This is a genomic window from Alicyclobacillus fructus (genome assembly GCF_017329605.1).
Classification (GTDB): domain Bacteria; phylum Bacillota; class Bacilli; order Alicyclobacillales; family Alicyclobacillaceae; genus Alicyclobacillus; species Alicyclobacillus fructus.
The window spans coordinates 71,679-92,429 of the sequence record NZ_JAFMTY010000009.1 but is presented as its reverse complement, the minus strand read 5'-3'; the positions used below and the strand labels follow the sequence as shown (position 1 = coordinate 92,429).

Genomic DNA, 20,751 nt, shown 5'->3' with positions numbered 1-20,751 from the left:
GAGATTGTCATGGGTGCGTGGTATGTCCTGAGCATGGTCGCGTATGCGCTGGCGCTCGTGTGGTCCGGTTGGTCATTCGCGCACGCGCGGCCGGGGTCGTCGCGGACGGGGTATGGGCTGTTTGTCGCCGCATGTGCGCTGGTCACGGTCGTGTTCCTCGCTCGGCTGGCTTCGCTGCATGAAGCGGCCGACTATTCTCGGGGCGATCTCGCCCTGTTTATCGCCTGGCTGATGATCGTCATCACGGTGGCGATGGGGCGCGGCTTTGTCTCAAGCCCCGTGGTCTTGTTGCTGAACGCCGTGGGATTCGGCCTCGCGCTCGTCGCGGGTGGCTTGCAGGCGCAGGCCAGTGCCCCGTTTCTCCCTGCGTCCAGCCTTCTCGCGCTTCACGTCGCCCTGGCTGTGCTTGGCGACGCGGCGTTCGCCTTCAGTTTTTCGTTCGCGCTGATGCACCTGGTGCTTGAGGCGCGCCTGCGCCGGCGCCTGTTCGATCGATGGTACTTGCACCTGCCTTCGCTCGCCACGCTCGACAGCCTGGCGCTGTTCACGAGCGCGACGGGGGCAGGTTTGCTGTTTTTGGCCATTGTCACCGGGTGTTGGTGGGGCGAAATCGTGCTGCACCACTGGCTGCTCACATGGCCGAAGTTTATGGTGACAGCCTTTTGTCTCATGCTGTACATCAGTTACCTGATTTGGCGCGTGAGCCGGAAGGCTGCGACGCGCGCCATGATGGTGTTTCAGGTCATTTGTTTTGTCGCGGTGCTGACGAACCTCCTGTTCGTCGGCGGGAGAGTGCCGTGACCCAAGGGAGGATGAAGGTTGCGCACCCTACGAGTCGCCACGAGGCGGAGCGCGCTTGCGCTCACCCAAACCCAATACGTCGTGGATCTTTTGCGCCAGGTGGCGCGCGATGCGGCCTTTGAGATTGTGCCCATCCGGACGCGCGGGGACGAGATCGTCGATCGCGCGCTGTCCGAGGTGGGGGGGAAGGGGCTCTTTGTCGCCGACATCGAGGACGCCCTCGCCAGCGGACAGGCCGATCTCGCGGTGCACAGCCTCAAGGACGTTCCGTTCGAACTGCGCGATGGCCTGGTCATCGGCGCTGTCCCGCGCCGAGAGGACCCGCGCGACGCGCTCGTCAGCCGAACGGGCCAAGGGCTTTTCGAGCTTCCCGCCGGGGCCCGCGTAGGAACGAGCAGCCTGCGTCGACAGGCGGCCATCCGCCACCTCAGGCCGGATCTCCGCGTGGACACGCTTCGCGGCAACGTGGACACGCGCTTGAGACGGCTCGAGGAGGGGCAATTCGACGCCATCGTCCTCGCGGCGAGCGGGCTCAAGCGTTTGGGGCTGGCCGCGAGGATCACGGAGTATCTCCCGGTCGAGCAGTTTATTCCGGCCGTCGGACAGGGCGCTCTGGCCGTCGAGTGCCGCGCCGACGACGCGGAGGTGTTGCGGTACCTGTCTGCCATCGCAGATGCCGAGACCACGCGCGCGGTGGAGGCGGAGCGGGCATTTCTCTCAAGGCTTCAGGGCAGCTGTCAGGTTCCAATCGGCGCCTACGCCGAGCCCGCGGGTCGCGACTTGCGCCTGCTTGCGTTTGTCGCCCATCCGGCAGGCGACGGTCATGTTCGACTGGAACGGACAGGGCCTGACGCGCGGGCGCTCGGCGCCGCCGCCGCCGAAGAGGCGCTGCGCCAGGGTGCCGAGGACTGGCTTTCCGCAGCGCGAGGTGATTGACATGTCCCGACCGGCCGTGATGGTGACTCAGTCCGGCGATCGCGGCCTCGCCCTCACCTTAGCCCTCCGCGACCGAGGCTTTGTCGCCGAACACGTGCCCCTCGTGGATACGGTGGTGCTTGCGGACGCCGTATCGGAGCTCGCAAAAGCCGTGGAAGGGCACGAGGCGTGGGTTTTCACCTCCATGGCCGCGGTGCGCGCGGTGTCGCAACACCAGCAAGTCGTCGATCGGCTCCGGGCGGCGCCTGCCGTGTTCGCGCTGGGAGCTGCGACCTGGCGGGAACTTCGCGCTCTAGCGCCTCGAGCCGTTCACTTTCCGGGCGTGCGCGGCGCGGAAGAATTTGCTCGGCGCCTCGTCGAGGTGTGCCCGGCTCCGAAGAGCTTCCTCTTTCCGCGCGGACGGCTGGCGCTCGAGGTGCTGCCGGAGGTGCTGCGCCGCGCGGGTCGGCACGTCACGGAGTGGACCGTGTACGACACCGTCCTCCGGCCGGAGGCGGCGGATCGATTGGCGGCGCGCGAGGGCGATGTTGTCGCGCTTTTCAGCCCATCCGCCGTCTCCGCCCTTGCCGCCCATCCGTCGAGCGGCGACTTGTTCGCGCCTGGGAGATTCACATGGTTGCCTTTCGGCACCACCACCGCCAGCGCGCTCGAAGCGCGGGGCGTGAGGCATCTCGCTCCCCCGCCCGAGCCCTCACACGGCGCCTTGATCCAATACCTTGAAACTTTGTACCCTTCGGGAGCGTGATCGACATGAGCCAGTTCCGCCGCCATCGTCGCCTTCGCCGCACACCCTATCTGCGCGATCTCGTCCGCGAACATCGCGTCCACGCGGACGATCTCGTGTACCCCATGTTCGTCGAAGAGGGACTGCAAGGGATATCTCCCATCTCCTCCATGCCCGGCGTGTCCCGCTACGGGCTGGACGCGCTGCGCAAGGAGATCGCCTCGCTGTCGGAGTTGGGGCTGAAGTCGGTCATCCTCTTCGGCATCCCGCGCGAGAAGGACGAACTCTCGTCCTCCGCGTATCACGAGCACGGCGTCGTGCAGGAGGCCATTCGCGCCATCAAAGCCGAGAACCCGGATCTCGTCGTGATGACGGACGTGTGCCTGTGCGAGTACAACCCCCTGGGCCAGTGCGGCCTTGTGAGGGACGGCAAGATCGTCAACGATCCGACCCTGGAACTGTTGGCGAAAACCGCTGTGTCGCACGCGCAGGCCGGCGCGGACGTCGTGGCGCCCTCCGACATGATGGACGGCCGCGTCGCGGCCATTCGCGAGGCGCTCGATGCGCACGGGTATGAGGACGTGATCGTCCTGTCGTACGCGGTCAAATACGCGTCGTCGTTCTACGGCCCGTTCCGGGAGGCCGCCGACTCGGCGCCGCAGTTTGGCGATCGGAAGAGCTATCAGATGGATCCTGCCAACGGCCGCGAAGCGATGCGAGAGGCGAGATCGGACCTCGAAGAAGGGGCCGACATGCTGATGGTGAAACCCGCGCTCGCCTACATGGACGTCACCGCCCGCCTGCGCGCCTCGTTCGACGTGCCCATCGCGACGTACAACGTGAGCGGCGAATACAGCATGGTCAAGGCCGCGGCTTTGCAGGGATGGATCGACGAGCGAGCGGTCGTGATGGAAATGATGACCTCGTTCAAGCGGGCAGGGGCGGATCTCATTCTCACCTATCACGCGCCGGACGTGCTTCGGTGGCTGCGGGAAGAAGAGCGCTGAGGAGGTTGAACATGATCGGGGAGCGATCCAAGCAGGCGTTCGCCAGAGCGCAGAGGGTGCTGGTGGGCGGCGTGAATTCTCCCGTGCGGGCATTTCGCGCGGTCGGAGGCACGCCCTATTTCGCCGATCGAGGCGAAGGGCCCTATCTTTACGACATCGACGGGCACCGTTACATCGACTATCTGATGAGCTGGGGGCCGCTCATCTGGGGGCATGCGCACCCGGAGATCGTGCGAGCGATTGCGGAAACGGCCGCGCGCGGTACGAGCTTTGGCGTGCCCACCGAATTGGAGACGGAGATGGCGGAGGCGATTGTGGAGCTCGTGCCCTCCGTCGAAAAGGTGAGGATGGTCTCGAGCGGCACGGAGGCGACGATGAGCGCGATCCGCCTGGCCCGCGCCGCCACGGGCCGAACGGCGATCGTCAAGTGCATTGGGTGTTATCACGGGCATGCCGACTCCTTTCTCGTCAAGGCCGGATCGGGCGTGGCGGCCCTCGGCCTGCCGGACTCTCCGGGCGTTCCGGCCACGGTGGCTGAGCGGACGCTCACGGTGCCATACAACGACGCGGAGGCCATGGAGAAGCTGTTTGCCGATCGCGGCGACGAGATCGCGGCGGTGATCCTCGAGCCGGTGGCGGGCAACATGGGATGTATTCTGCCTCGGCCTGGGTATTTGGAGGCCGTGCGCGAGATCACCCGCCGCCATGGTGCGCTCCTCATCTTCGACGAGGTCATTACGGGCTTTCGCGTCGGAATCGGCGGCGCGCAGGCGCGATTTGGCGTCATGCCGGATCTCACGACGTTCGGCAAGGTCATCGGCGCAGGTCTGCCCGTCGGCGCTTACGGCGGGCGGCGCGATCTCATGGCCCTCGTGGCACCCGAAGGGCCGGTGTACCAGGCGGGCACGCTCTCCGGAAATCCGCTCGCCATGGCCGCGGGGTTGACGTCGCTGCGCATGTTGAAGCGCGCAGCTGCCGAGGGCGCGTACGAGCGGTTGGAGTCCTATGGCCGGCGATTGGCGGAGGCCTTCTGCCAGTTTGCCGCCCAATACGGCCTCCCCGCAACGGGGCACGCCATCGGCGGCATGTTCGGCTTGTTTTTCCACGAAGGTCCCATCGTCGACTTTGAGACGGCCAAGGCCTGCGATCAGGCGCTCTATGCCGAGTTCTTCCACGCCATGTTGGACGAAGGCGTCGCGTTCGCGCCCGCGCAGTTGGAGAGCGGCTTCATGTCGATGGTTCACGGCGAGGCCGAGATCGACAAGACCATCGAGGCCATGGATCGCGCCTTCCGGCGGATCGCGAAGGCCAGGAAGTGAGGCGCTGCCACAAGGAGATCCGCCCTCAAACCGCGGCTCCATCGACATATCTCGCGATGGCGGGACATAGATTGGTGGTGGAATCCTGCGGTTTTGAGGAGGGGCTCGAATGTCCGAAGTTTCGCGCGAACTCTTGATTCGGCTGCCGGTCGATCAAGAAGTCTACGCCGAACAAGTCGCCTCCGGCGATGTGGTTCAAGATGCGACCGTCGCGACGGAAATCGTCGCGTTCGATCAGGACCGGGACACCTACCAACTCGAGGGCGCGATCGTCTTCGCAGCCTACGTGCAGAAGGCGTCAAGCGGTGAGGTGGTACATGTTCATCAACGGCTGCCGTTTTTGCTGCGGGTGCCCACATCCGCACAGCAGGCCGGCGTGCTGAACGTGAAGAGCCGCCTTGCCGGGGTGGAACTGACCGTCTCGGGCGACGCTTGGCTCCATCTGGGCGGTTGGCTGGAGGTGCACGGGCTGAACGGGTCGAAGGGGTACCTGTTCCGCTGCGGCGGCCAGGAGGTTCAGGAGGCTTACGGCTCAGAGGCCGGATTGGGCTCGGCGGGCCTTCCGGTTGACACGGTGGAGACCGAGGCTGCATTCGAGGCCGCGCTTCGCGGAGAGGAAGCGGAGGTCTCCGGGGAGACGACGCCTCCTAAGTCTGCGCTCGAGGCGGTGAGTGAGGCGCGCGGCGGGGCCGAACCTTTGCAGCCGTCGGGCGAGGGTGAGGAGGAGGGGCCCTCCTCGCTTCAGCGCGATCTCGCCGCCTTCGATCGGCTCCTGCCGGACACGACGCCCGCGGACACGCCAGTTGAAGCAGAGACGACGAGTCCGGCAGTGGATGGGTCGAATTGGGCTTCTGTGGCCGGATCGCACGTGGTGCCCGTGGCGTCGTTTGAATTCGTGCATCAGGCGGACGATGTGGTCTTCGATGCCGAGGATCGCGCGGGGGCGCCTGGGTCCTCTGACGAAGCGCCGAGAGCCGTGGAAGAGCCCGAAATCGTCGAGCAGGTGCGCGCCGAGGCGCAGGACGAGGGCGTTGTGGAAGAGGAATCGAGTATCGTCGCGGAGCCCAACAGCGCGGAGCCCAACAGCGCGGAGCCCAACAGCGCGGAGCCCAACAGCGCGGAGCCCAACAGCGCGGAGCCCAACAGCGCGGAGCCCAAGATCTCGTTTTTCGCGTCCGGTGCGGATGAGCGAACCGAGGCCGTTGTCCAGCAGGAATCGAAGGTCGAGGAGCAGGCGCTGGACGAGGTTCCCGCTTCGCCGCGAGACGAAGACGCAGCGCGACACGAGAGCGAAGCGCCGAAGCCGCAGAACAAGAAGCTCTGGTCGTTTGTCGATTTCAACGCGCCGGAACCGCGCCACACCTTGCGATTCGTCATTGTTCTGGAACACGAGACTTTGGAGGCCGTGGCGGAGCGCTGTGGCTGTCTGCCGAGCGAGCTCGAGCGCGCGAATCCCTGGCTCCAAGGTCAACCTGAGCCCGGTACGGCGCTTTTGGTCCCTGAGCGGCGCGTCACCATCCAGAAGGTCGTGACGCTCAACTGACCAGACGGCCGAAAGAAAAACAGGAATCGGCGGGAATCGTGGCCGAAGTCGCGGTTCCCGCATTTTTGTGCGCGCCTTTGCCGTCAAGGGGCGCCGAGGAACATGAGGAAGAAGACAAGAAACAGCAGCATGAGGATGAGCAGATCGAGCGCGCTTGGCCAGAAGATGGCGCGAAAAAACAGCAGCAGGATGGCGAGTGCGAGCAACAACTTGACGAACCTGAGCAAGTTTTGAAACAACCCCACGGGGCCGACCTCCTCACTGAGCCGATACATGTATATGCGTCCGTTGGACGGAGTGGTCTTCGAGTATGCAGACGCCGCTGGATCTGATAACATAGGGTCGTCCACACTTGCGGCAGGTCTGGAGGAAGTCGGTTGGAGTCCACAACAAACGCTTGGAAGACGGGCGTGTGGCGCGGCTGGTACTGGCGGTTCGACTTGTTGACGGTGGCTGCCGTGGCCGCGTTGGAGTGCATCGTGTACTACGCGTCCGGAGGCAAGTACTCGTTCTTCTTCTCCGCAGAACTCGGCACGCTCATCGCCGTGGTGATGGTGGTTCAGCGCGCCAAAGAGAGGCGGAGCCTGAACGGACTCGCGGTCGCCGCGGTGAGCTATCTGCTCGGCTTTTTATTTCAGTACACGCTTGGGTACGCCGAGACCCGTGAGATCATCGTTCACGGGGGCGAGCGGGCGCTCTTGCTGCAAAATGCGATGACGTTCGTCATCGCCCTGGTGTTCGCCTGGGTGTACGGCTGGAGCACGGACTGGTCGGAGCGCCGGAGAGCTCAGGTCATGGCCGAGCGTGCGCGGAAGGAGGCCGAGGAGCGGCGAGCGGCCGGGGATGAAAGGCCGCGCGTGCGCATTCACCGCAAGAAGAAGCGCCGCGGTCGCGGCAGGCGGCCAAAATCTTGACAACCAATTCCCGGGTTGCGTACTATACGTACCAGATCCAATCGGATACGCGAAGGCGAAGAAGGGAAGGAGTAGGGCGTCGCCGGTTGTCCAGAGAGGGCGGGCTAGTGCTGAAACCGCGCCCCTTCCGGTCGCTTGAAGGTCGTCCTGGAGCCGTGCCGGTCATCCCGTTATCGATGTTCGAGTGCCCCGCGCCGCTTCATGGCGCCCTGGGGAATTCAGGTGGTATCGCGGAGCCCTCCGTCCTGAAGGACTGAGGGCTCTTTTCCATGAGACGAGGAGGATTCACATGTCGCAACGAACGCTGTCCACGGTGTATGATCCCAAATCCGTCGAATCGCGTATCTACGAGGTGTGGGAGCGGGGCGGCCATTTTGCGCCTCGCGACGGCGGTCGCGGGACGTTTTCCATCGTCATGCCTCCGCCGAACGTGACGGGCGTTCTCCACCTCGGCCACGCGCTCGACACCACGTTGCAGGACATCGCCACCCGTTTCCGCCGGATGCAAGGATATTCGACGCTCTGGATCCCAGGCACAGATCACGCAGGCATCGCGACCCAGGCGCGCGTGGAACAGGCTCTGCGCGAGGAGGAGGGAAAGTCGCGGTACGATCTCGGCCGGGACGCGTTCGTGCAGCGCGTCTGGGCCTGGAAGGCGCAGTACGGCGGCACCATCACGAGTCAGATCCGTTCGCTCGGCGCCTCCTGCGACTGGTCGCGGGAGCGGTTCACGATGGATCCCGGCCTGTCGCGCGCCGTGCGCGAGGTGTTTGTGCGCCTGTACGAAGAGGGTCTCATCTACCGCGGCAATCGCATCATCAATTGGTGCCCCCGCTGCCGCACCGCGCTGTCCGATATCGAAGTGGAACACATCGAAGAGCCTGGCGTGCTGTATCACGTCCGGTATCCGCTCGAGGACGGCTCCGGCCACCTCGTCATCGCCACCACCCGGCCGGAGACCATGTTCGCCGACGTGGCCGTCGCCGTACATCCGGACGATCACCGTTACGCCGCGATGGTCGGGAAGACCCTCCGGCTGCCGCTCGCGAACCGCGCCATTCCCGTCATCGCGGACAGCTACGTCGAGCGGGATTTCGGAACCGGATGCCTCAAGATCACCCCTGCGCACGATCCGAACGACTTCGAGGTCGGCGAGCGCCACGGGCTTCCTGCACTCGTCTGCCTCGATCAAGAGGGCCGCCTCACCGATCTCGCGGGGCGCTTCGCCGGTCTCTCCCGCGAGGAGGCGCGCGAGCGGGTGGTCGCGGCGCTACGCGAAGAGGGCTTTCTGGTGAAGGAAGAGCCGCTCGATCACGCCGTCGGCCATTGCGAGCGCTGTGGCACCGTCATCGAGCCGTATCTGTCCGAGCAGTGGTTTGTTCGAATGGAGCCGTTGGCGCGAGACGCGCTGGAGCGTGCGCGCAGAGGAGAACTTCGCTTTTTGCCGGATCGGTTCATGAAAGTGTTCGAACAGTGGCTCACGAACGTGCGCGATTGGTGTATCTCGCGCCAACTGTGGTGGGGCCATCGGATTCCGGCGTGGTACTGCGCATCGTGCGGTCAAGTGTCCGTGTCCCGGGACGATCTCGATCACTGCCTCCACTGCGGATCGGCGGACGTGACACAGGACGAGGACGTGCTCGACACCTGGTTCTCTTCCGCGCTCTGGCCGTTCTCGACGATGGGGTGGCCGGAGGATACGCCCGATCTCGCCCGTTTTTATCCGACGAGTCTCTTGGTCACCGGCTATGACATCCTGTTTTTCTGGGTGGCCCGCATGGTGTTCATGGGCGTGCACTTCACGGGGAGGATGCCATTTGGAACGGTGCTGTTGCACGGCCTCCTGCGCGACGCGAAGGGCCAAAAGATGTCCAAGTCGAAGGGCAACGGCATCGATCCGATGGACGTGATCGACAAGTACGGCGCGGACGCGCTCCGGTTCATGCTCGCGTCGAACACCGTGCTCGGCAATGACCTGAGGTTCTCCTGGGAGAAGGTCGAGGGCGCCCGGAACTTCCTGAACAAACTCTGGAATGCGGCTCGGTTCGTGCTGATGAATGTGGACGAGGAATCTTCGCCTCAGGCGCTCGACCCGCAATCGCTCGATCTCGCCGACCGATTCATTCTACATCGGCTGGGCGAGACCATCCGCCGGGTCACGTCGGCGCTCGAGGTGTACGATGTGGGCGAGGCGGCCCGCGCGGTGTACGAGTTCACTTGGGACGAGTTCTGCGACTGGTACATCGAATTCGCCAAGATCAACCTGTATGGCGATCGCGAGGACAAGAAGCGGCAGACGCAGGCGGTCCTTCTCACGGTGCTCTCGCGCGTGCTCGCGCTACTCCATCCGTACATTCCGTTTGTGACGGAGGAGATCTGGCAGGCGCTGCCGAACACTACAGGTATGTTGATCGACGCCGAGTGGCCCGAGGCGGCAGATCTGCCGCAGGACGAGGCCGCCGTGGAGCAGATGCGCCTGGCTATGGACGTCATCCGTGCCGTGCGGAATGTGCGCTCGGAGCTTCAGATTCCGCCGAGAACTGCTGTACCGGTCGTGATCGCGTGTGATTCAGAGCGCGTCCGCGACGTGGTCCATCGCGTCCGGGATATGATTGTGCGCTTCTGCAACGCGGAGCGGGTGGAAGTGGGGGCAGGAATCGAAGCTCCGAAACAGGCGGCGGTGCAGGTGGTGACAGGGGCGAAGATCTACATCCCGCTCGCCGGCCTCATCGATATGGATGCCGAGCGCGAGCGCCTGAAGAAGGAAGTGAATCGCCTGAAGGCCGAGGTCGAGCGACTGGAGAAGAAACTCGCGAATGACAACTTCGTTCGCCGCGCGCCGCAGGAGGTCGTGGCCCAGGAGCGGGAGAAACTCGCGGACTACCGCGCGAAGCTCCTCGCCGTCGAGGAGCGGCTGGCGTCGCTCGAAGGCTAGAAGGCGGGGAACCATGCAATACGAGGAAGCGGTCCGCTACATCAGTTCGCTCCGGCGGTTCGGGATGAAGCCCGGTCTCGACCGGATGCGTCGGATTTTGTCGAATTTGGGCCACCCTGAGGAAGGTTTGTGGTTTTATCACGTCGCGGGAACCAACGGGAAAGGCTCGGTTTGCGCGATGCTGGCGGCGATGCTGAAAGCCCTAGGGTACCGCACGGGTCTGTACACGTCGCCTGGCCTTGGCGGCTTCAACGGGCGCGTTGTCATCGACGGGCTGCCCATCCCAGAGCCGTCGTTCGCGGATCACGTGGAGGCCGTGCGCCGCGCCTCAAGCCCCTCCGATCCGCCGACAGAGTTCGAGGTCCTGACGGCGGTCGCACTGCTCGCGTTTCGGTCAGCGGGCGTGGAGCGCGTGGTCTGGGAGACGGGCCTCGGCGGCCGTCTCGACGCGACGAACGTCGTGGTGCCGCGCGTGACGGCCATCACGAACGTGTCCTACGATCACGTCGAGATCCTCGGTCCGACGCTCGTCGACATCGCCCGGGAGAAGGCCGGGATCGTGAAGCCCGGCGTGCCCGTAGTCACCGCGTGTGCCGATGGCGCGTACCGTGTCATAGGGCGCACGGCGGCGGAACGCGGATCGAGGCTCGTGCGCGTCGGGCGCGACGTGCAGTTCACGCCCACCAGTTCGAGCTTCTGGCTCCGGGGCGCGTACCGGGGACTCTTCCGAGATGCGCCTTGTGTTCGCCTTGGCTTGCGCGGTGAGCATCAGGCGCAGAACGCCGCCGTCAGCCTCGCGATGGTGGAGCTAGGGGAGGGACGATTGTCCGAAGCGAACTGGGAGCGCGCCCTGAAGGCGCTCGAGGGTGTGCGTTGGCCGCTTCGGTGCGAGGTGTTTCGCGTTCGCGGTCGCCTTGCCGTGATCGACGGGGCACACAACGAAGAGGGCGCGCGCGCCCTCGCCCGGACCCTTCGGCGCCTGGGGAAGGCGCTTGGGGCGAGCGGGTGGCACATGGTGTTTGGGGCGTTCGCCGACAAAGACGTGCGGGGGATGCTCGCGCAGATGCTTCCCTTGGCGCGCGACGTTTTGGTGTTACGTTCTCCCCATCCGCGCGGGGCGGATCCGGAATCGTTGGCGGAGGCGGCTCGCGAGATCCGGCCTGATCTTTCGATCCGCGTGATGCCATCCGTCGAGGCCGCGGTTCAAGAGGCTCTGGAACACCCCGAACCGATCGTCATTTGGGGAAATTTGTATATGGCGGAGTTGGCGCGGAACACTATCATTGCACTTGGAGCAGAGGAATGGCAGTAAAGGACGGTGAGGCGCGTGCGCGGTTCGGAACATGTGCACTTCGTCGGGATCGGCGGCTATGGAATGAGCGCCATCGCGAGGGTGATGTTGGACCTGGGATATCGAGTGTCGGGATCGGATGTTTCCCGGCACGAGTTGACGGAAAAGTTGGCGGCGCGCGGGGCCACGGTCTATTACGGGCATCGGCCGGAACATGTGGAAGGAGCGGATCTTGTCGTCCACAGCACTGCGGTCAAGCCGGATAACGTGGAACTGGAAGCTGCGAGGGCCCGCAACATTCCCGTGATTCACCGGAGCGAAATGCTGGCGCGATTGATGGACGATCGCATGGGCATTGCGGTGACGGGAGCGCACGGCAAGACGACTACGACTTCGATGATCGCGTTCGCCATGGAGCAAAACGGCCTGGATCCGACCTTCGTCGTCGGGGGCGTCGTCGCGGATCTCGGGGACAATGCGAAGGCCGGAAAGGGGCGGTTTCTGGTCGCCGAGGCCGATGAGTCGGACGGATCGTTTCTTCACTATCGGCCCGCCATCGCGGTGGTGACCAATGTGGAAGCGGATCATCTCGAGCATTACGACGGGAAGTTCGAGAATCTGAAGCGCGCATATGCGACGTTCATCCGCCAGATCCCGCCGGAGGGGCTCCTGGTGATGTCCGCCGACGATCCCAACCTTCGTGAACTTCGCTCCGCCGCACGCTGCCGCGTCGTGACGTACGGGTTTGCGGAGGACGCGGATCTGACCGCGCGCCGTGTGGAGCTTCGCGATCGCGCCTCACGGTCCGATGTGTATGTGAACGGCGAGTTCGTTGGCACGCTCTGTCTCGCCTTGCCGGGCAAACACAACGTGTTAAACGCCCTTGCGGCCATCGCGGTCTGCATGGAAGCGGGACTCTCGTTCGACGCCGCCGCTGAAGCGCTGTCTCGCTTCCACGGGGCCAAGCGCCGCTTTCAGGTGGTGGCGGAGGTGGACGACGTGCTGATCGTCGACGACTACGCTCATCACCCGACGGAAATCCGCGCCACCATCGCTGCGGCGAAGTCGACGGGCAGGCGCATTCTCGCGGTGTTTCAGCCACAGCGGTACACGCGCACCTTTTTCCTGTTTGAAGAATTCGCGAAGGCGTTTGGCGAGGCGGACGAGGTCATCCTGTGCGATATCTACTCGCCCGCGGGGGAACGCAAGATCGACGGCGTGTCCGCAGCGAGTCTGGCGAACGAAATTGCGCGGCTGAGCAATCCCCACACGCTGTACATCCCGACGCATGACGACGTGATCGACTACCTGGTTCAGCGTGTTCGCCCGGGAGATCTCGTGTTGACGATGGGCGCAGGAGATGTGTGGAAAGTGGCCAGAGGGCTGGCGGACATCCTGCAGGTACCGGAGCGACAGGCGCTCGTATAACCGTGGCGCTCTTGCGAAACGGGCGGCGGGGTCGGGAGGAACCGATCGCGCCGCCCGCCGTGTGTCGAACATGCTCGAAAATCTCTCAGGCTCGCTCGACATGTTTCCCGTTCATCTGCCATACCCTTTCCTATAGAATCAGAGAAAACCCATTCAGGCTGCCGGGTGAGCGGCGGCGAATGCGCTTACAAAACGTGGTTTGCAATCCCGCCGCGATCCCGTTATACTGTCCGCAGCCCGACCCCCTATCCGTAAGGGAAAATACGGAAAGAGGTGAGGGAGTGCGTCTACCTAAGTCGAAAGCCGTGGTGGCGGCGGTGACGGCGGCGGCGGTGGGCTTTGGCGGAGCGGGAACCGCAGTCGCAAGCACCTACAAGACCATCACGGTGTCAGACAATGGGCAGCGCAAAGTGTTGCGTGGGTTTTCGACCGGAACACTGGACGAATTCCTGGAGCAGCACGGAGTCCACGTAGGCAAGCGGGACCGCGTGAGCCCGGCACTCGATAGCTCTGTCGTCAATGGCGAGATCGTGACCATCGAGAGCCCCAAGGAAGTGACCTTGGATTTCGAGGGCAAGACGGAGACGGTGTGGACCTTCGCGAAAACGGTAGGAGCGTTGTTGAAGGGCCAGCACATCGAACTCACGCCGCACGATCGGATGAACGTCAAGGCGACCGACGCGATTCGACAAGGCGAGACCATCGAGATCCACCGCTACGTGACGGAAACCATCACCGAGGCGCAGGAAATACCGTTTCAGACCATACGTCGCACCACCAGTGAACTTCTTCGAGGGCATGTCCAGTACGTGACGCACGGTGTGAAAGGGTTGCTGCAAGTTCAGACGACGCGCGTCTATCGGGATGGCAAGTGCATTTCGACACGGGTGGTGAAGCGGGTCGTCAGGGAACCCGTCGATGCGGTGGTCGAGGTTGGCACGGCTGAACCAAAGCCGGTGCAGACGGCGCTCGCCACGAGATCCGCGAATCCGAATCCAGGGCTCATCCGCGAGTCGTTGACGGTCGTGGCCACCGCATACGTGGCCGGCGGGACCACCGCCACGGGCGTGCCCGCTGAACCGGGCGTGATCGCGGTTGATCCGCGTGTCATTCCACTCGGCTCGCGCGTGTACATTCCTGGCATCGGCGTTTGCATCGCCGCGGACACGGGATCGGCCATCGTTGGCGATCGGATCGACATCTGCATGGGCTCGCTCTCGCAGGCGGATGCGTGGGGAGCTCGCACCATCACGATTTACGTGCTTGGATAAACCACAAGCGGTATAGGGGTAAGGGTGGCAAGGGGGCTTCTGGCCCCCTCTTTTATGCACAGGCTCTGATGCACAGCCTCGCTCATCCGCTCGGGATACAAAATCTTATCTCCGCCTTCACCGCGAATTCACAAGAGTTCAACAATAGCTGGTTACCTTCTCCTCGTAGAACCAAAAGGGGAGGGTTACCGCGATGAAATCCAGTCGATGGTCTTCAGTCTTGGCGACGGCCATCGCCATGATGACGGCGCTCGCGCCGCAGGCGCTTGCCGGCGACTCCGCCAATGCATCTGTGAGCACGGCGACGCCCATTCACCACTTGGTCGTGATCTTCGACGAAAACGTCTCCTTCGACCACTATTTCGCCACGTACCCCAAAGCCGCCAATCCTTCCGGAGAGCCGCCTTTCTACGCGGCGCCTGACACGCCCACCGTGAACGGGCTCTCAGGCAGTTTGCTGACCCACAACCCGAATGGCGCGAATCCCGAGCGATTGGATCGCAGCCAGGCCGTGACGCCGGACATGAACCACAACTACACCCCCGAGCAACAGTCGGTGGACGGAGGCCGCATGGACAATTTTATCAACACGGTTGGCCGCGGCAATCCTATCGATCTCGACTATTACGACGGCAACACCGTCACTGCGCTGTGGTATTACGCGCAACATTTCGCGTTGAACGACAACGCCTATTGCACCCAATACGGCCCGTCCACGCCGGGCGCCCTCAACCTGATTTCCGGTGACACGGCCGGGGCCACGGTCTACTCATCCAATGTGACGTCGGGGAACGCCCAGGTGTTACAGCCCGGCAGCAAAAACTTCCCGAGCGCCGTGACCCAAAACGGCGTGGACATCGGCGATCTCGACCCGTACTATGACAGCGCCTCCAAGGGCGTGACCTTGGCCATGTCGGGCAAGAACATCGGCGACTTGTTGAACGCCAAGGGAATCACCTGGGGCTGGTTCCAAGGCGGGTTCGCCAATCCCAATGCAAAGGACAACAACATCGCGGGCACCGACGAGACGACCGATTACAGCGCGCACCACGAGCCGTTCCAATATTACGCATCGACAGCTAATCCCAACCACCTGCCTCCGTCGAGCCCCTCGATGATTGGCCGGACCGATCAGGCGAATCACCAGTATGACATCACGGACTTCTTCACGGCGCTTCACAACGGAAACATGCCGGCCGTCAGCTTTCTGAAAGCGCCGGAATATGAGGACGGTCACGCGGGTTATTCCGATCCGCTCGACGAACAGCGCTGGCTGGTCCAGACCATCAATCAGATCGAGGCGTCGCCTGAGTGGTCTTCCACCGCGATTGTCATCACCTACGACGATTCCGACGGCTGGTACGATCACGTGATGCCTCCGCTCGTGAACGGTTCGAACGATCCGGCCGTGGACGTGATCGGCGGCAAGCCCGTGTTGCAAAACGGGACGGATCGCGCTGGGTACGGTCCTCGCGTGCCGTTCCTGCTCATTTCGCCCTACGCGAAGCACAATTTCGTGGACCACACCCTGATCGATCAGACGTCGGTGCTCAAGTTCATCGAGGACAACTGGGACCTTGGTTCACTGGGCCCGGCCTCCTACGACACGTTGGCAGGTTCGATCATGAACATGTTCGACTGGCATCTGAACAATCCGCCCGTCTTTCTCGATCCGACGACCGGCGAACCAGTCACCCCGGACCAACAGCCCGAGGTCATTCGCGGAGTGACGTACTTGAGCCTGAACCACTACGCGCAAGACCTGGACGTCATGCTCCGCGTCAGTCAGGGGCTCGCCCGGTTCTCGTATCAGGGCCACGACGTGATGATCGACGAGCGGTCCGGCCGCATCTACCTGGATGGTCAACAGGTTCAGCTGAAGGCGCCGCTCATTCGCTCAAACGGTGTGTGGATGATCCCGGTGGACGAGATCGACCGGCTGATCGGTGCGGATCTGCACACGTATACTTCAGGGAACCTCACGTTCTACCTCTTCTCGCCCCAAGATGCAGAGTGAACCGCTTGCCCCTCGCGCGCGTCTCTTCAATCGAGCGGTTACGCGAGGGGCTGCGTTCTATCAACCCTTGCATACGCCCCGCCTCCGGTTCATAGACTAGGCGTGATGACGACGCGAACCAGGAGGCGGTCATCTTGAACGCATCGAATCCGGCTGACAGCCCTGAAAATCGCAAACCGCCGACGCACACGGTGCGCGTCCGGATGGGGACGGAAAGCTGGACGATTCCCCCTTCCGGGGTGCCGCTGAACGCCGAGGAGCCGGTGTTGCGCATCGAGCGCCGCCGCTCGCACGTGACCCTCAATGCCATGCGGGCCCGCATCGAACAGGCTCGCTCGCCGTCTGCCCGCGACTCGCGGTGGAATCAAGCGGTCCGGGCGATTCGCGATTGGATCCTGCCGGTTGGCGAGGGCCGGTTTCGCGCAGGGCTGAAGACGGGCCTGGCAAGCGGCATGATGTTCGGTTGTCTTGCGCTGGCTTTATTTCATCAGCTCGCCGCGCCTGTCGACCCTGTCACATCTGTCGCGTCGGGCGCCCGTTCAGCCCCGGTGCGAATGACCCAGAGTCCGTCCGCCGCGCTTTCGTATCCTGGGCTATCCCTTGAAGTCGCGGTGCCTCGCGAATCCAGCGGGATGGTACCCTGGCTTGCGCTCACGCCCATCGGCATGCGGCACTGGTTCCAAGAGGCCCGTCTCCGTGCCGCCGACTACGATGTCCGCGCCATCCGGGTGCGAGCGGGCAACACCCTGATCCCGGGCGTCGTGTCCCAGCGCTCGCTGGCTCAGCAGGAAAACGCCCTCGCACTGGCGGAAAGCGCGCTGTTGGCGGCCATATCGTGGGCGGCCGATGGGGGGAGGCGAACAGATGCGGAGCAAGCGGTGCGGAATGCGCTCGCCGTAGCCCCAAGCACGTGGTCCAGTTGGCCGAATGGCGACGCGAAGGTCGCCGTGGATCTTCACGAAGCGATGGAAACTCTGCTTCGCTCGATAGAAGCAGGTCAAGCGCGAAGCTCGGAGACGTCGGCGGTGCGGGCCCTGAACGACTGGCTGCGGTTGTGCGGGCTCCCGGACGTGATCGAGTTGTCGAAAATGAGCCATTGACGAATGGTGTCGAACATGTTCACAATAGTACCGTCGCGATATGCTCATTCGCGAGGCCAATGGCATGTGGCGAGTTGGCCGCAAGGTGTTGTTGTAGTTGAGATCCGTCCGGATGCACCGGACCCTTTTTTTGGTCATTCGTCACCCGTATAACGATTTTTCCTGCATCCGTTTGTCGCATCCCGCTCGTTTCCGTATGCTCAGGGCATCAGCCGGAGACGAGGGTGGGATGGTCATGGAATGGGATGTCTGCCTGGCGTCGGAGCTCGAGGATGGGCCGCGCGAGCGCTTGATGCGCCTTGGGCCCAGCGCGTTGCGCATGGACGAGCTTTTGGCGTGCATCATGCAGTCAGGCAACGGGAAGCAGAACGTGTACGAGATCGCGCAGTCGCTTTGCCGTCATTTGGGCGATCTCGACCGGCTCGCGGATCTCGAAGTGGCGGAGTTGCTGAGCGTGCCGGGAATTGGACCGGCGAAGGCGGTCCAGATTGCGGCCGCCGTCGAACTGGGACGCCGTGTCGTTCGCAAGCCGCCGGGAGATAAACGGCAGATCCGCACGGCCGAAGACGCGGCCAAGTATGTGATGGACCGACTGAGGTATCTTAAAAAGGAACATTTTGTAACCCTTCTCTTGGACACGAAGCATCGTGTGCTCGCTGAGGACACGTCGTCTGTAGGGAGCCTGGACGCTTCCATCGTTCATCCGCGCGAGATCTTTCGCCGCGCGATCCGCATCAGCGCTTCGAGCATCTTGTGCATACATAATCACCCCAGTGGCGACCCATCTCCTAGTCCGGAAGATATCGCGGTCACAAGGCGCCTCGTTGAGGCGGGGCGGGTGCTCGGCATTGAGGTGCTGGACCATATTGTGATTGGCGACGGGCGGTTTGTCAGCTTGCGCGCGGAAGGGTATTTCGATTCTATTTCATGAGAGGAGTCACAGTGAATGTTTTCCGTCAGGGACATGGGTGTTGATTTGGGTACGGCGAACACGCTGGTCTACGTGAAGGGGAAAGGCATTGTCGTCCGGGAGCCTTCGGTCGTCGCGATTCGCACGGACACGGGGAGCATTGAGGCGGTCGGCGCCGAGGCGAAGCAGATGATCGGGCGCACCCCCGGCAACATTGTCGCCGTGCGCCCGATGAAGGACGGCGTGATCGCCGACTTTCAGACCACATCCGCGATGTTGCGCCACTTTATCCGCCAGGCGATGAAGACCAAGTCGTCGTGGTCCGGGAAGCCGCGGGTGATGATCAGCGTCCCGTCAGGCATCACCGCCGTGGAGCGCCGCGCTGTCGAGGATGCGGCCCTGGAGGCCGGCGCCAAGGACGCGCAGGTGATCGAAGAGCCGATGGCGGCCGCCATCGGTGCAGGTCTGCCGGTCGGTGAGCCGACGGGTTCCATGGTCGTCGATATCGGCGGCGGCACGACCGAAGTGGCCATCATTTCGCTCGGCGGGATCGTCACATCGCGGTCGATTCGCGTGGCGGGCGACGAGATGGACGAAGCCATCATCCAGTACGTGAAGAAAACGTACAATCTCATGATCGGCGAGCGAACAGCCGAAGACCTCAAAATTCAAATTGGGGCGGCGGACGATCTCGACGAAGAACGTTCCATGGAGATCCGCGGGCGCGACCTCCTGACCGGTCTCCCGCGCAACGTGACCATTACCTCGAAGGAGATCAGCGAAGCGCTGTCGGACACGGTCCTCGCCATTGTGGACGCCGTGAAGGTTACGTTGGAGAAGTCGCCTCCCGAATTGGCCGCCGACATCATGGATCGCGGCATCGTTTTGACGGGCGGAGGAGCGTTGTTGCGCAATCTCGACAAGCGTTTGGCAAGAGAGACCGGAATGCCCGTCCTTGTGGCCGAGAATCCGCTCGATTGCGTGGCCATTGGGACGGGGAAGGCGCTCGATAACTACGACGTGTACCGCAAGCGCTCGGCCGCCATGCGGCGTGCCCAAGGCCGGGCGTAAGCGGCCGGAGAAGAGGGATACCCGTGTCCCGGTATTTGACGAGTCGCCGGCTGTTTCTCTTTCTCGGCAGCCTCATCGTCCTCATGATCATCGCAGGCCTGACGCTGTCTCAGACCGGCCGCCGAGCGACGTTTCCCGAGCGCATTTTGATGGACGTGCAGAGCGTCGTCTCGGGGATCGTATACAAACCGGTCAGCAAACTGACGGGATTTTTCGCGGGTCTGTCCAACCTCCGTCAGATGTATGAGGAGAATGCCGCGCTCAAGCAGGAGATGGAGAATTATCAGGCGCTTCGCGCTCAGCTCGCGGATGCGCAGGCGGCGAATCAGCGCCTGGAGACGATGCTTCACTTTTACAATCGCACGGTCAATCAGCTGCACGAGATTCCGGCCATGGTGGTTGGGCGAGAGCCGTCGGAGTGGAATTCGGCGCTCACCATCAATGTGGGCAGTGCGGACGGCGTGCAGCCGAACATGGCGGTCGTGGCCCCGGATGGAAGTCTCGTTGGGCGCGTGGATACCGTGAGTGGGCATAGCGCCCGCGTTGTTCTCATCACCGACACCGAGCTGGGTGACGGCGTGTCCGCTCTGGTGGAGGCGAGTCACATGCAGCCGTTTGGCGTCGTCACGGGTTCCACGACGAATCCGGGTCAGTTGAATCTGGATTTTCTTGGCCAGATCATTCAGTTGCCTTCTTCGCAACTCGTGGGCGACGAAGTCGTCACGTCGGGCCTTGGTGACGTGTTTCCTCGCGGGCTGGTCATCGGCACCATCACCAAGGTGGTGTACGGAGCGCACAATACCGCCAAGTCGGCGATTGTCCAGCCTGCTGCGCAGATGGATTTTTTGCAGGATGTGTTCGTCGTGCGCGAACAGGGGAGTTCATCGTGAAGGCGTCGATTGCGTTCGCGTCGCTCTGGATGGGATTGATCTTACAGGCAACGCTCTTCGAAATTCCGCCGATGGACGCCATCCATCCGGACTTTGTGCTCGTGATCCTGGTCCTTCTCGCGCTCTTTCGAGGGGCGAACCTCGCAATGATGTTTGGCATCGCCATCGGCCTGATCCAGGACGTCTGCTACGGCCCTTTCATTGGGCTCAATGCGTTCGCGTATGGCGTGACGGCTTATGTCGCGGCGGCTGTCTTCGGCCAGTTCATGCAGAAGAACCTCGCCATCGCCTTTTTGACGACGATGGGTCTCAGTTTCGTGCATTCATGGTTGACGTACGGTTTTATGCGCCTGTTTGAAGTGACCAGCGATTCCGTTCAATACGCGCTGTCTGCGTCGCTTCAGTCGATGATCGTCAACGGTGTCGTGGCGCTCGCGTTGTATCCCGTTTACCGTGCCTTATTCAATCGCCCCCGAAGGCGTCGGTACCATTCTCTGCACAACGCCGATTCGCCCTGAACTCGCTGATTTCGCCGCACGGAAGGAAATCGGCGAGTTCAGGGCGAATATTGCCTGTTGGGCGATCGCGCCACCC

General features: G+C 63.1%; 18 protein-coding genes. 17 read left to right on the top strand and 1 reads right to left on the bottom strand.

What is annotated here, in order from left to right; all coding sequences use genetic code 11:
* Positions 1–9: 9 nt before the first annotated feature.
* From ccsA to J3481_RS06540, 6 genes are all read left to right on the top strand, one after another.
* Positions 10–801, top strand: a complete 792-nt coding sequence (gene ccsA / locus J3481_RS06565) for a cytochrome c biogenesis protein CcsA (protein WP_236011310.1) — start codon at positions 10–12, stop codon at positions 799–801.
* 18 nt (positions 802–819) lie between these two features.
* A complete protein-coding gene (gene hemC / locus J3481_RS06560) occupies positions 820–1,737 on the top strand; it encodes a hydroxymethylbilane synthase (RefSeq protein ID WP_206831054.1) in 918 nt (305 codons plus the stop codon).
* Between the two features lies 1 nt (position 1,738).
* On the top strand, positions 1,739–2,482 hold the full coding sequence (locus J3481_RS06555; RefSeq protein ID WP_206831053.1) for a uroporphyrinogen-III synthase: 744 nt from the start codon (positions 1,739–1,741) through the stop codon (positions 2,480–2,482).
* A gap of 5 nt (positions 2,483–2,487) precedes the next feature.
* Positions 2,488–3,468 (top strand): porphobilinogen synthase, encoded by a 981-nt coding sequence (gene hemB / locus J3481_RS06550; RefSeq protein WP_206831052.1) that lies wholly within the window; start codon positions 2,488–2,490, stop codon positions 3,466–3,468.
* An 11-nt stretch (positions 3,469–3,479) separates the two neighbouring features.
* Positions 3,480–4,787 (top strand): glutamate-1-semialdehyde 2,1-aminomutase, encoded by a 1,308-nt coding sequence (gene hemL / locus J3481_RS06545; protein ID WP_206831051.1) that lies wholly within the window; start codon positions 3,480–3,482, stop codon positions 4,785–4,787.
* A gap of 109 nt (positions 4,788–4,896) precedes the next feature.
* Positions 4,897–6,330 carry a prolipoprotein diacylglyceryl transferase gene (locus J3481_RS06540; RefSeq protein ID WP_206831050.1) on the top strand — a complete coding sequence of 478 codons (1,434 nt, stop codon included), beginning with the start codon at positions 4,897–4,899 and terminating at the stop codon, positions 6,328–6,330.
* Positions 6,331–6,413: 83 nt separating this feature from the next.
* Here J3481_RS06540 and J3481_RS06535 read toward each other — a convergent pair whose 3' ends face one another.
* Positions 6,414–6,575: a hypothetical protein gene (locus J3481_RS06535; RefSeq protein ID WP_206831049.1), complete on the bottom strand. Its 162-nt coding sequence runs from the start codon at positions 6,573–6,575 to the stop codon at positions 6,414–6,416.
* A gap of 132 nt (positions 6,576–6,707) precedes the next feature.
* Here J3481_RS06535 and J3481_RS06530 point away from each other — a divergent pair, with 132 nt between their 5' ends.
* From J3481_RS06530 to mreD, 11 genes are all read left to right on the top strand, one after another.
* The gene (locus J3481_RS06530; RefSeq protein ID WP_206831048.1) at positions 6,708–7,244 is read left to right on the top strand and encodes a hypothetical protein; all 537 of its coding nucleotides are present in this window, start codon (positions 6,708–6,710) and stop codon (positions 7,242–7,244) included.
* 289 nt (positions 7,245–7,533) lie between these two features.
* Positions 7,534–10,179 carry a valine--tRNA ligase gene (locus tag J3481_RS06525; protein WP_236011308.1) on the top strand — a complete coding sequence of 882 codons (2,646 nt, stop codon included), beginning with the start codon at positions 7,534–7,536 and terminating at the stop codon, positions 10,177–10,179.
* 13 nt (positions 10,180–10,192) lie between these two features.
* Positions 10,193–11,491 carry a bifunctional folylpolyglutamate synthase/dihydrofolate synthase gene (locus J3481_RS06520; RefSeq protein ID WP_206831047.1) on the top strand — a complete coding sequence of 433 codons (1,299 nt, stop codon included), beginning with the start codon at positions 10,193–10,195 and terminating at the stop codon, positions 11,489–11,491.
* Between the two features lie 15 nt (positions 11,492–11,506).
* A complete protein-coding gene (gene murC, locus J3481_RS06515) occupies positions 11,507–12,898 on the top strand; it encodes a UDP-N-acetylmuramate--L-alanine ligase (protein WP_206831046.1) in 1,392 nt (463 codons plus the stop codon).
* 281 nt (positions 12,899–13,179) lie between these two features.
* Positions 13,180–14,169 carry a 3D domain-containing protein gene (locus tag J3481_RS06510; RefSeq protein ID WP_206831045.1) on the top strand — a complete coding sequence of 330 codons (990 nt, stop codon included), beginning with the start codon at positions 13,180–13,182 and terminating at the stop codon, positions 14,167–14,169.
* A 193-nt stretch (positions 14,170–14,362) separates the two neighbouring features.
* Complete coding sequence (locus J3481_RS06505; protein WP_206831044.1) at positions 14,363–16,186, top strand: phospholipase C; 1,824 nt, start codon at positions 14,363–14,365, stop codon at positions 16,184–16,186.
* A 134-nt stretch (positions 16,187–16,320) separates the two neighbouring features.
* Positions 16,321–17,286, top strand: a complete 966-nt coding sequence (locus J3481_RS06500; protein WP_206831043.1) for a hypothetical protein — start codon at positions 16,321–16,323, stop codon at positions 17,284–17,286.
* A 229-nt stretch (positions 17,287–17,515) separates the two neighbouring features.
* Positions 17,516–18,217, top strand: coding sequence for a RadC family protein (gene radC / locus J3481_RS06495; protein ID WP_206831042.1), 702 nt, complete (start codon positions 17,516–17,518; stop codon positions 18,215–18,217).
* A 15-nt stretch (positions 18,218–18,232) separates the two neighbouring features.
* Positions 18,233–19,267 carry a rod shape-determining protein gene (locus J3481_RS06490; protein ID WP_206831041.1) on the top strand — a complete coding sequence of 345 codons (1,035 nt, stop codon included), beginning with the start codon at positions 18,233–18,235 and terminating at the stop codon, positions 19,265–19,267.
* A 23-nt stretch (positions 19,268–19,290) separates the two neighbouring features.
* Positions 19,291–20,157 carry a rod shape-determining protein MreC gene (gene mreC / locus J3481_RS06485; RefSeq protein ID WP_206831040.1) on the top strand — a complete coding sequence of 289 codons (867 nt, stop codon included), beginning with the start codon at positions 19,291–19,293 and terminating at the stop codon, positions 20,155–20,157.
* Positions 20,154–20,675: a rod shape-determining protein MreD gene (gene mreD, locus J3481_RS06480; RefSeq protein WP_206831039.1), complete on the top strand. Its 522-nt coding sequence runs from the start codon at positions 20,154–20,156 to the stop codon at positions 20,673–20,675. The genes mreC and mreD overlap by 4 nt, the downstream gene beginning before the upstream one ends.
* Positions 20,676–20,751: the final 76 nt, after the last annotated feature.

Excerpts from the sequence above, each read along its gene's own strand:
- J3481_RS06555 (WP_206831053.1), top strand. The coding sequence starts at position 1,739 with ATGTCCCGACCGGCCGTGATGGTGACTCAGTCCGGCGATCGCGGCCTC.
- J3481_RS06540 (WP_206831050.1), top strand. The coding sequence starts at position 4,897 with ATGTCCGAAGTTTCGCGCGAACTCTTGATTCGGCTGCCGGTCGATCAA.
- J3481_RS06490 (WP_206831041.1), top strand. The coding sequence starts at position 18,233 with ATGTTTTCCGTCAGGGACATGGGTGTTGATTTGGGTACGGCGAACACG.
- ccsA (WP_236011310.1), top strand. The coding sequence starts at position 10 with ATGGGTGCGTGGTATGTCCTGAGCATGGTCGCGTATGCGCTGGCGCTC.
- J3481_RS06520 (WP_206831047.1), top strand. The coding sequence starts at position 10,193 with ATGCAATACGAGGAAGCGGTCCGCTACATCAGTTCGCTCCGGCGGTTC.
- hemB (WP_206831052.1), top strand. The coding sequence starts at position 2,488 with ATGAGCCAGTTCCGCCGCCATCGTCGCCTTCGCCGCACACCCTATCTG.
- J3481_RS06525 (WP_236011308.1), top strand. The coding sequence starts at position 7,534 with ATGTCGCAACGAACGCTGTCCACGGTGTATGATCCCAAATCCGTCGAA.
- radC (WP_206831042.1), top strand. The coding sequence starts at position 17,516 with ATGGTCATGGAATGGGATGTCTGCCTGGCGTCGGAGCTCGAGGATGGG.
- J3481_RS06505 (WP_206831044.1), top strand. The coding sequence starts at position 14,363 with ATGAAATCCAGTCGATGGTCTTCAGTCTTGGCGACGGCCATCGCCATG.
- hemL (WP_206831051.1), top strand. The coding sequence starts at position 3,480 with ATGATCGGGGAGCGATCCAAGCAGGCGTTCGCCAGAGCGCAGAGGGTG.